Annotated in this window: 9 protein-coding genes, 4 tRNA genes and 1 rRNA gene; 13 read left to right on the top strand and 1 reads right to left on the bottom strand. The window is 49.7% G+C overall.

The genetic code is table 11. The features are described from left to right. The first annotated feature begins 31 nt into the window (after positions 1 to 31). Positions 32 to 147, top strand: a 5S ribosomal RNA gene (gene rrf, locus LC073_RS20960). A gap of 788 nt (positions 148 to 935) precedes the next feature. On the opposite strand, the gene LC073_RS20965 is transcribed toward rrf, so the two are convergent. After that, positions 936 to 1,898, bottom strand: a complete 963-nt coding sequence (locus tag LC073_RS20965; RefSeq protein ID WP_226649513.1) for a hypothetical protein — start codon at positions 1,896 to 1,898, stop codon at positions 936 to 938. Between the two features lie 300 nt (positions 1,899 to 2,198). Here LC073_RS20965 and LC073_RS20970 point away from each other — a divergent pair, with 300 nt between their 5' ends. The 12 genes from LC073_RS20970 to LC073_RS21025 form a co-directional block, all read left to right on the top strand. After that, positions 2,199 to 3,512, top strand: a complete 1,314-nt coding sequence (locus LC073_RS20970; protein ID WP_226649515.1) for an alpha/beta hydrolase — start codon at positions 2,199 to 2,201, stop codon at positions 3,510 to 3,512. Then, entirely contained in the window at positions 3,509 to 4,261 is a 753-nt protein-coding gene (locus LC073_RS20975) for an ATP-binding cassette domain-containing protein (protein ID WP_226649516.1), read from the top strand. Before LC073_RS20970 ends, LC073_RS20975 begins: the two co-directional genes overlap by 4 nt. Then, on the top strand, positions 4,258 to 5,451 hold the full coding sequence (locus LC073_RS20980) for an ABC transporter permease (RefSeq protein ID WP_226649518.1): 1,194 nt from the start codon (positions 4,258 to 4,260) through the stop codon (positions 5,449 to 5,451). Before LC073_RS20975 ends, LC073_RS20980 begins: the two co-directional genes overlap by 4 nt. A 25-nt stretch (positions 5,452 to 5,476) precedes the next feature. Next, positions 5,477 to 6,589 (top strand): alanine racemase, encoded by a 1,113-nt coding sequence (gene alr, locus LC073_RS20985; protein WP_226649520.1) that lies wholly within the window; start codon positions 5,477 to 5,479, stop codon positions 6,587 to 6,589. Between the two features lie 50 nt (positions 6,590 to 6,639). Continuing rightward, positions 6,640 to 7,596 (top strand): bifunctional biotin--[acetyl-CoA-carboxylase] ligase/biotin operon repressor BirA, encoded by a 957-nt coding sequence (gene birA / locus LC073_RS20990; RefSeq protein ID WP_226649522.1) that lies wholly within the window; start codon positions 6,640 to 6,642, stop codon positions 7,594 to 7,596. Continuing rightward, complete coding sequence (locus tag LC073_RS20995) at positions 7,593 to 8,330, top strand: type III pantothenate kinase (protein ID WP_226649524.1); 738 nt, start codon at positions 7,593 to 7,595, stop codon at positions 8,328 to 8,330. Before birA ends, LC073_RS20995 begins: the two co-directional genes overlap by 4 nt. Positions 8,331 to 8,346: 16 nt before the next feature. Continuing rightward, on the top strand, positions 8,347 to 9,036 hold the full coding sequence (locus LC073_RS21000; protein WP_226649526.1) for an SPOR domain-containing protein: 690 nt from the start codon (positions 8,347 to 8,349) through the stop codon (positions 9,034 to 9,036). Between the two features lie 194 nt (positions 9,037 to 9,230). Beyond that, positions 9,231 to 9,306: transfer RNA gene (locus LC073_RS21005), tRNA-Thr, on the top strand. A gap of 110 nt (positions 9,307 to 9,416) precedes the next feature. After that, positions 9,417 to 9,500: transfer RNA gene (locus LC073_RS21010), tRNA-Tyr, on the top strand. A 60-nt stretch (positions 9,501 to 9,560) separates the two neighbouring features. Next, positions 9,561 to 9,634, top strand: a tRNA-Gly gene (locus LC073_RS21015). Between the two features lie 68 nt (positions 9,635 to 9,702). Then, positions 9,703 to 9,777 (top strand) — tRNA-Thr (locus LC073_RS21020). A 132-nt stretch (positions 9,778 to 9,909) separates the two neighbouring features. After that, positions 9,910 to 10,028 (top strand): GTP-binding protein (locus LC073_RS21025; protein ID WP_226649528.1); only part of this gene is annotated, 119 nt, incomplete at its 3' end.

Here is a 10,028-nt window from a genome sequence, read left to right on the forward strand (position 1 = left end):
TATAAGACCAACGCCAACCCAAGCCAGTTTGCCTGACGACAATAGAGTTGTGGAACCACCTGATCCCTTGCCGAACTCAGAAGTGAAACGCAACATCGCCGATGGTAGTGTGGGGTCTCTCCATGTGAGAGTAGGTCATCGTCAGGCTTCTAATCCGAAAGGGCCTCCCAATGGGTGGCCCTTTTTTTATGTGCGGAAAAATAGTTAATAAAATAATAAAAGCCGACAATAAAAAAATAGAATAAAAACGCGGTTTGGAAAAAAGAGAAAAAAGAGAAACTCCAGTCAAATTTTTACTCGCAATACTCTCGCTGAAAAATCCAACTCGACGAAAACCCTAGATAAATAAAAAGCTTGGTAAAAAGCCAAGGGGCTTTTACCCCTGTAAGCGAAGTGTTTTCCTAATTATTTTTATAAAGTAAAAAATAGGAAATACGAAAAAATACGGCACTTTATTTAATCCGCCGCTTACCTATCCCAAAAAATTACCCGAAATTAAAAAATATGGTTTAGCACAAAAAAATCATTGCGCTGAAAAAACTGACACAGTAATACCAATAAAAACACCGGTGATTTTTTGCACGTTTTGGTGAGCCTGAGCAACCATGGGCCCTGGCGTGGATATACCGCAGTTATGCACAAGTCTATCCAGACTTTCTGTTAATAACGCCAGGTTGTGGAAAGTGGATAAAAGGCTGGTGTTTTTTTACCCGTTGAAAAGGGCCCCACGGAAACAGGGGCCTGAGAGTGGATATCCCGGAGTTATGCACAGGTCTGTCCATGGATTCTGTTAGTAACAGCCTGTTAATAGAATCGTCATCATTGGGAAACAGAGATTTGCTGTGGGTATGTGGGCAAACAGGCTGGACTTAGATATAAAAGTTAGAAGGTGATGAAAAGCCCCTTGGGGGCTTTATAAACAGCTTGTATCTATGCTACTCCAATTGCTCGTAGGCATTATCAGGTACCAGGTCGTATTGCATTTCCTTCAAGCTTAATTCATCGAGGGGGACAAGGGCAGAAGGAAGAGAAAACCGCCGAATGGGAGAATCCCCATGGCAGTCCATGATTTCGATATCTTCTAAGCTCTCTTGCAATTTATGTAACAAACTCTTCAAGTAAGTTGCACTTGCCGAGGATAGCGACTGGTAATCGTATGTGCCATCGAGCCTAACGAAACGGGCTTCATTACCAGCCTCTTCTATTCGGAGCCAAGCAACACCTTTATCCATACTTGACTCACCAAGGACCATAGGACCGAGTGGATCCTCGTAGAGGGGAATTAGCTGTGTTTCTGTAAGAGATTGCAGAGTACCCACCCAGACCCAGCCGGAGAGACTTATACGGCTTAACTGCCATTCACATAGCCAGACGGTCTGATCGTCATCAATGCGAAATTCCCGGTAATCTCGTTGGCCAAGGTAATTGTCGAAAGAGACTTTGGCACTGGGGTTGTCTCTACGAAAACTGTGTAGTTGCTGGGTCATTTCATAATTGACTTCCCAGTGCTTTTTCAAACGCCATTGCATGGGGTATTGGCCCCACTCGACGATGTACTCTTCCCGTTCAGCAATGGTTTCAACCACCCGCCAGAAAGCACCATCTATCAATATGCAGGTTTCACCGATTTTGCAACCGGGGGCAATGAAGCTGCACTCTGGAGATGCCTCGGAGGCGCTGACGATATGCTCGGCGCGCCCCTCAATAACTTCATACCAAGGGAAACCATGGCGAAGTGGGGGAGGGAAAGCCAGTGCAGGTCTTCCGCCAAGTAAGCGGCGGAAAAGTACCGACTTCTCAATCTCCAGGTCAGAAAGTGTATAACCCTCCTGCTGGGTGATCTGGCCCCAGGCAAAAGCGGCTCGAATTAAGTGTTTTTCACGGTCTGAAAAGCTCATGGGTGCAGTCATGGGCAAGTTAAAAAAGAAACCTTACCACTGAGCGCAGATGGGTGCTAATGCAATTCTTCGGTTGAGAGTTGCAGGGGACATGGATGCAGGAAGTTGGATACACTGCGGTGATCGGCACCATAAGTTAAGGAGAATAATGTCGTGTTAGGTGTTAAAAGGCTGCTAAATGGCATAGCCATACTATGTAGTCTGTTCTTCGCTTCGGTAGTGGTCTCGCAGGAATTGTCTGAAGCGCAGGATTGCTATTTGGATGGTTGGAGGCATCCACTACAGTGCGAGCGAATTCCAGTGGGTGAGGGAGATAGTCAAGTTGAATTGGCGGTATTCATTTCACCCGCTTTGGATAAGTCGGAGCGCGAACCTTTATATCTCCTTGCTGGTGGGCCAGGGCAAGCGGCGAGTGCTCTCGTTCCTCTACTGAACAAGTTCCACAAAATTAATCAAAATCATGCAGTAGTCATGGTAGATCGCAGAGGAACTGGATTTTCCCGGCCATTTAATTGTGGTATTGATCGGCATACACCGATGGACTTAACACTTATTTCCAAGGAATTGGAACAGTGTTATCTGCAGCAAGCTAACTTTGCTAATTCATTGAGTAGTCGACAGGCAGTTGAGGACCTGGAAAAGGTGCGAAAACATCTCAACCACAGTCGAATATCTCTGTGGGGGGGGTCATGGGGAACGCGGACAGCGCTTCTTTATCAACAGTGGTATCCAAACAGTTTAAAAACTCTTGTGCTTGATGCTGTAGCACCCATTGATACAAAAGTATTTCTAAGTGCAGCGGCTGCAGAAAGTGCTTTACGAATATTGATGCGCGACTGTCAGCTTGATCCAACCTGCTCTGAATTTGGTAACTGGAGGGAGGCTTTGGATGATCTATTAAGTCAGTGGGATGAATCCATAGCAATAAACTTCCCTGATCCAGTGACAGGAGAAGCGATGAAGCACCCGATGCCTCGTTGGGTTTTACAAAATACGATACGCACTGCGCTTTATTCTCCAGAGGCTGCTGCACAATTACCTTTTGCTATCCAGCAGGCAGGTATGGGTAATTACAACCCTCTCGCCGGAGTTGCCGGCCTATTTCCCGACTCGGCAGTAGGCATGTCTCTTGGATTAACCCTTTCAATTGCCTGTGCGGAAGAATTATCTCGTATCACTGATGAAGAAATTTCAGCGGATACTAGCGGCACCTTTGTGGGGGATGCTTTTTTAGGGATATTTGAACGTGGTTGTGAAGTTTGGCCTGTAGCCGATAGATACTATGCTAAGCCGCAACCCCGCGATCATCCGGTACTGCTGATTTCTGGTGAGGCTGACCCGATTACGCCGCCAAAATACACGGAAAAGCAACTTGGCTACCTGACCAATAAACAGCATTTGATTATTGCCAGCGGTGGTCATATTAACTCGATGAGAGGTTGTTTACCTCGATTGATCAAAGAGTTTCTGGACTCTCCAATGGAAGAGCTGCAAACAAGCTGTGTCAATAAAATCCATAGACCACCATTTATGGGTGGAATTTATGGGCCCGAGATAAAGCTGGATGTTACTCCTACAGCTGACGGTGAAGAGCTCAAGGAGAAAGTGTTGTGATTAGAGTAGAAGGAGTGAATAAGCAGTTTTCCGGAAATAGCGTACTTCACAATCTGGAATTTTCTGTGCCCGATGGTCAGATAACGGCACTACTCGGTGCGAACGGTGCTGGAAAGACTACATGCCTGAGAATTATTGCCGGACTTCTGAAAGCGGATAGCGGTAACGTTTCTGTGGGTAATCTAGATCCCTTTAAAAACCCAAAAGGTGTTCGTAGGCAGCTCGGCATTGTCGGTGATAGGGAGGGGCTTTATGAGCGACTCACCGTCGCAGAATACCTGTCTTTTTTTGCCAGTGCGCACGGGTTGGCTGGGGCAGAATTAGAAAGGGCTTTAAAGTTAGTTAGGAATGAATTGGAACTATCCAACCTTTGGAATCGCCGTACCAAGGGCTTTTCTCAAGGGGAGCGAATGAAAGTTTCTCTCGCTAGAGCATTAGTACATAGCCCAAGGCACCTGGTGCTCGATGAGCCTACTCGGGGATTGGATGTACTTGCGGCTCGCCTGCTGCGTAAAACTCTTATGCGCTTACGTGAAGGGGGAACGGCGATTTTATTTTCCAGCCATATCATGGCTGAGGTCCTTGAGCTTTCCGATAAGGTGCTGGTTATGGCCGAAGGTGCAATAGTGGGGAGTGGAACTCCAGATGAGCTTATGCGGCAAACAGGCTGTGAAAATCTTGAGGATAGCTTTGTAAATCTTGCCTACGGAAATGTAGCAGAGAGAAGTAAACATGGTGAACTCGCATGATGATTTCTAAAAAAAGACTTTCACAGCAAATGCGAGGATTACTTCTCAAAGAGTTACTCGAGGTTTGGCGGGATCGGCGCGCTCTGCTGATCACACTGGGGTTTACCTTATTGTTTCCCGCGCTGATGATTGGCAGCGGTGCTTTATCTTTGAAGGTAATGTCTGAAACTACTTTTAACGTAGCTATTGTTGGAGCAGAGTATGCGCCTATCTTGGAGGAGAAATTACAGGGAGGGGATCTTAAGGTTGAGCGATTGCAAGATGGGGTTCCACAAGCACTTTTGGCAAGTAAATATGATGTGGTTTTGCAAATAGAGAAAAATTTTGCGGAAGATTATCGAAGCCTGTTGTCTCCCAAAGTTTATTTGTATGTAGATAGCGCAGATCAGTCCGGTGGGCGTGGAGCACAATTGGTACAGCAGCATCTGGCACAACTTCAACAGTTGGTTGTGCAACAGCGCTTAGCGGCTCGAGGCTTAGCCACACAGGTTCTAGCGCCGTGGCAACTTGAGGTGAGGGATGTCAGTACGCCTTCTAGTCGAGGATTGGCAATGTGGGGGCTGATGGTTCCCGTGTTACTGATAATGGCATTACTGGTGTGTAGTGCGGCCCCCTCTATTGATACTTCTGCTGGGGAACGTGAACGCATGACCATTGAGGTGTTGTTACAGCAGCCTTTTAGTGGTTGGCAACTTATAGTGGCAAAGGTTGTGGCCGTTACCAGCATTGGCTGGTTTGGCGCGCTCCTTTCACTGGCAGTTTTAACCGTTTCATTCAGCTTGCTTCCCCTGGCTGAGATTGGGGTTCGCTTTACTGCCGGGATCTCTGAGCTCTTTACGATAAGTCTCATTTTACTTCCCCTTGCGCTTCTGATCGCCGTACTGCAGATCCTGCTATCGTTGCGCTCCCGCTCCTTCAAAGATGCCCAGATTCAGTTGAGTATTTTGCAGGCGCTACCTGTCACACTATTAGTCGCATTAAAGCTCTCCAATATTGAGCTGGATTCTCCCTTGTGGCAGCTGACCCCGCTTATCGGGCAGCAGCAGTGGTTGAGTGCGTTAATGGCTGGGGAGTCCGTTTCTGCGCTCCTGGCCGTAGCTGGTTCCCTGGTCACCCTTTCTTTGGTGGGGCTGTGTATATTAGTAGGTGCCCGTGCTTTACGAAGTGAAAGCTTACTTGGGGCAACCTAGCTGGTGAATTGAGAGTTGTGATGGCATGAACGATTTTCGCGAGGGGCTGCTGAGTATCAATTTGCAGTCCATTGCTGACAACTATCTGTATCTAACGAAGCGATTGGCAGCTGGTACCCGTTGTGGCGCTGTGGTCAAAGCGGATGCTTATGGCCTTGGTATGAATCAGGTAGTGCCGGCTCTTTACAGGCAGGGTTGTCGAGACTTTTTCGTGGCAACTCAAACGGAAGGGGAGCGCTTGCGCAAGGAGCTGGGCAATAGTGTCCGCATTGTTATATTGACCGGAGTGCGCGCCGGTGCGGAACTGGAATGTGCTCGTGCAGGATTAATACCGACGCTCTTCACTTTAGAGCAGCTGCGCAACTGGGTAGACATTTGTGCCAGGGAAGAGATTGAGTCCCCCTGTGCGATAAAAATAGATTCAGGTATGACCCGCTTGGGTATGACGCCAGAGGAGTTTGACCAACTATTAAAGGACAGTCAGTTACTGCACTCGGCGGATATCCGCATATTGCTGAGCCACCTTGCCTGTGCAGATGAGCCGCAGCATCCGCAGAATGATTTTCAGTTGCGTAACTTCAAAGAAGCTGGGGAAAGGCTGCGGTCGCTGTGCCCTGAAGTTCAGCTGAGTCTTGCCAATTCATCGGGCATTTTCCTCGGAGAGGACTATCACTTTGATATCGCACGACCAGGCTCTGCGCTCTATGGGGTCAATCCGATTCCCGGTACTCCTAACCCCATGCTTCCCGCCGTATCGCTGAGCCTACCTATCGTGCAAAAACGCTTTGTCAGCCGTGAACAATGGGTGGGCTATGGGGCGACTCAACTGATAGCGGCGGGCAGCTGGCTGGCGGTGGCCCGGGGTGGTTATGCCGATGGGATAATCCGGGCTCAGGGAGGGCGTGGCTGTGGTTGGGCGTATGGTCGTCAACTGCCGATAATTGGCCGGATTTCCATGGATTCCACCACGTTTGATATTTCTGCGCTCTCCCAAGAGGAGCGTGAATCCCTACAGTCGATTGAGATCTTGAACGAAGATCTGACCGTAGATGAGGTGGCTGGATACGCTGGCACTATAGGTTATGAAGTGCTGACCAGCTTGGGACACCGCTATTTTCGTCGCTACATAAAAAGTTGATTACCTTGCTAGATACTATTGCGAAGAGTCCGTTGGAGCCGTTGCGCCCGGTGTTGAAAATATTGGCTGATGGCGAGGTGCATTCTGGCGAGGCTCTCGGCGCAGCCTTGGGAGTCAGTCGTGCTGCGGTTTGGAAACAGTTACAGAAACTAGAACAGTATGGATTGGTATTGGAGTCCATTAAAGGGCAGGGTTATCGTTTACCCGGAGGCCTGGATCTCTTATCTGCAGAGAAAATTTACAGTGCACTCGGCGAGGAGTCTGGGGCGCTATTGCGGAAGCTGATCCTGTTCGATGAGGTGGACTCCACTAACACCCGGTTGCTATCGCTGATGGAAAAGGGCGAAGGGCATGCAGTTGCGTTGCTTTCCGAGCGTCAGAGTGCAGGTCGTGGACGTCGTGGACGCCAATGGATTAGCCCCTATGGTGCGGGTATTAGTCTTTCTATAGGGTGGGAGTTCAATGGCGGCGTGCAATGCCTGGAAGGGTTGAGTCTCGCCGTGGGGGTAGCGATTGCGCGTGCATTGGCGCGTTTTTCGGTACCGGATGTCCGCCTCAAGTGGCCGAATGATGTTTGGTGTCATGGTCGAAAGTTGTCGGGTGTTTTGCTGGAGCTTAAAGGCGATCTCACGGATCGCTGTGCTGTGGTGATTGGTATTGGCTTAAATAGCGGTCTGCGAAGTGAGAGTGCCGCTGCTATTGATCAGCCATGGGCGGATTTGCAGCAGGTAAAGCCTGGAATTTCACGAAATCAATTGGTCGCGGCGATGTTGGCTGAGTTACTGCCACTTTTGCAAAACTATACCGAACAAGGCTTTTCTGCTTACCGAGAAGCCTGGATGCAGCTAGATCAGTTTGCCGGGCAGAAGGTTACTCTACAGGCGGGCACACAAACCTGGAGCGGAATTGCTGCAGGGGTCAGTGAAAAAGGTGCTTTGAAGTTAAATATCGATGGAGAGGAACAACACTTCCATGGTGGAGAAATCTCTTTGCGGGGGCAGATTTGATTCTCGAACTGGATATCGGTAATACCCGGGGTAAGTGGCGTCTGCTAAATGAAAGGCAGGTGAGATCCAGAGGTAGTTTTAAAACTGCGGATCTGCGCGCGGGATATTTGCCCGAAGGGTGGGACCTACTGGATCCTCGGAGAGTGCGGGTGGTCAATGTGGCAGGTCCGCAAGTTGCGGAAACGTTGATTGGGCATGTGCAGGAGTTGTTTTCTCTCGAGGTGGAGTTTTCCCAGGTGTTACTGGAGTGCGCTGGAGTAGCCTGTGGCTATGAAAACCATCGTCTACTTGGGGCTGATCGCTGGTTGGCGATGTTGGCCGCCTATGATCGAGAGCGACAAGCAGCTCTAATTGTGGACTGTGGCAGCGCAGTAACTTTGGATCTGGTCGACAATAATGGGCGTCATTTGGGGGGCTACATAGTCCCCGGCATTGGTCTTATGCAGCGCTCTTTGTACCTTGACACCCATGCGGCTAAAAGTGCGCAGGATATTACTCTAACGGAGTCCCTGGGCGCCGGGCGCAGTACCGATGAAGCTATTAACCGCGGTCTTCTGTTGATGGTGCTCGGAGCTATTGATCGCGCACTGGATGAGTTGCGCGGATATTGTGAGGGAGAACCGTTGTTGTGGCTAACAGGCGGCGATGCCCCTCTGCTGTCAGCACTTTATCAGCGGGAGCACCATCTGGTCCCGGAACTGGTAATGGACGGCTTGGCGTTAAGTAATCCTTGAAAAAAAATAATGCTCTATGCGCTGGATAGCTCTTTCTTTACTACTGTTGAATTTCGGCGTTTTCGCTTGGTTTGTCAGCACCTCAACCTCTCATAAAGAAAGGGTAAGGATCGCCGATAGGCGAGCGGACCCCCAGGTTCAGGGTATTACCCTGGTCAGCGAAATGTCACGGAAAGATCTGTCTCCTCTGGCGGAACCCTTGGTGTCGCCATCTGCCGAACACTCCGCAGAACAGCTCTGTACATTACTTGGCCCCTTTACAGAGGAGCTTCTAGGTGAGGCGATAGTACAGCGCTTAAAGGCCTTACAGGTCGCCGCCGTGTTGCGAGATGTGGAAATGCAGGGGCAGATGCGATATTGGGTCTTCCTGCCACCCTTAAACTCCAGTAGAGAAGCCTATAACCGCTTGCGTGAATTGCAGGCGCAGGGGATAGACAGCTATGTGATTCCCAAGGGGGCACTGGCTGATGGAATTTCCTTTGGTATTTTTAGTGAGCGTTTAAGGGCTGAGTCGCTGACGAATGAGCTGCTCGAGAAAGGGATTCACGCACAATTCCGTGAGGAGCCACAGACGCATAGCGAGCGCTGGATTGTGTTGGCTCCGGGCGTCTCAGATGATTTAGCGCCCGAGTTTTGGCTCCAGCTGCAGCAGGAGTACCCCGATTTGGATCGTCGTCGAAATCTCTGTGCAGAAGTGGCGGGTTGAAACGAGTTGGGCTATAGGTCTAGATCCTCAAACGCTAATCGGATGCGGCCGTTTTTTGCTGTATGTAGCAATAGGCGACACAAAAAATTCTGATTTATCTGTAAAAAGGGTGTTGCTTGTCGGGATAACTTCCCCTAGAATCCCGCCTCCATTGACGAGGGTGACAGTTCAGCTTCGACAATGGACGGGATAGGGCTGGCGTAGCTCAGTTGGTAGAGCAGCTGACTTGTAATCAGCCGGTCGGGGGTTCGACTCCTCTCGCCAGCTCCATTTTATCCCGGCGCTGTTCAACATTAAGTTTTGTAGCTAAGTCTGTGAAATTTAAAGAGAAAAGTGTTGACAGTGCGGCGGAAGGTGTAGAGAATGCACCCCGCATTGAGGCAGGGGTTCCCGAGTGGCCAAAGGGATCAGACTGTAAATCTGACGCGAAAGCTTCGGTGGTTCGAATCCACCCCCCTGCACCATTTTTTACACCGTAAGGTGTTGCCGGCGAAACAGGTAGTTTCGTCTGGAGGCTCCCGCAAGCGGGCATAGTTCAATGGTAGAACCTCAGCCTTCCAAGCTGATGATGCGGGTTCGATTCCCGCTGCCCGCTCCAATTATGGGTTCGGCTGGAATGCTCTCCAAAACGGCAAGCCTTGTGGTCGCCTAGGAAGGCGATGATTTGCTCATGTAGCTCAGGGGTAGAGCACACCCTTGGTAAGGGTGAGGTCGGCGGTTCAAATCCGCCCATGAGCTCCATTTTTCAATAGCCGCAAGAGTGAAAACTCTTGCGGTTGTTTGTGTCCGGGGTCGGGGTTTTTTCCGGGTCGGATGCGCATGTTCTGGACGTGGGTGGTGCCGTTAGCGGCTCATCTATATTAGGAGGCTGCAATGGCAAAAGAAAAGTTTGAACGTTCCAAGCCCCACGTGAACGTGGGCACCATCGGTCACGTTGACCACGGTAAAACCACCCTGACTGCTGCTCTGACTCGCGTATGTGCGGAAGTGTG

Source organism: Microbulbifer variabilis, assembly GCF_020524905.1.
Classification (GTDB): domain Bacteria; phylum Pseudomonadota; class Gammaproteobacteria; order Pseudomonadales; family Cellvibrionaceae; genus Microbulbifer; species Microbulbifer variabilis_A.

Bases quoted from the DNA above. Each gene is read 5' to 3' on its own strand.
- LC073_RS20965 (WP_226649513.1), bottom strand. From the start codon at position 1,898: ATGAGCTTTTCAGACCGTGAAAAACACTTAATTCGAGCCGCTTTTGCC.
- LC073_RS20980 (WP_226649518.1), top strand. From the start codon at position 4,258: ATGATGATTTCTAAAAAAAGACTTTCACAGCAAATGCGAGGATTACTT.
- alr (WP_226649520.1), top strand. From the start codon at position 5,477: ATGAACGATTTTCGCGAGGGGCTGCTGAGTATCAATTTGCAGTCCATT.
- LC073_RS21000 (WP_226649526.1), top strand. From the start codon at position 8,347: ATGCGCTGGATAGCTCTTTCTTTACTACTGTTGAATTTCGGCGTTTTC.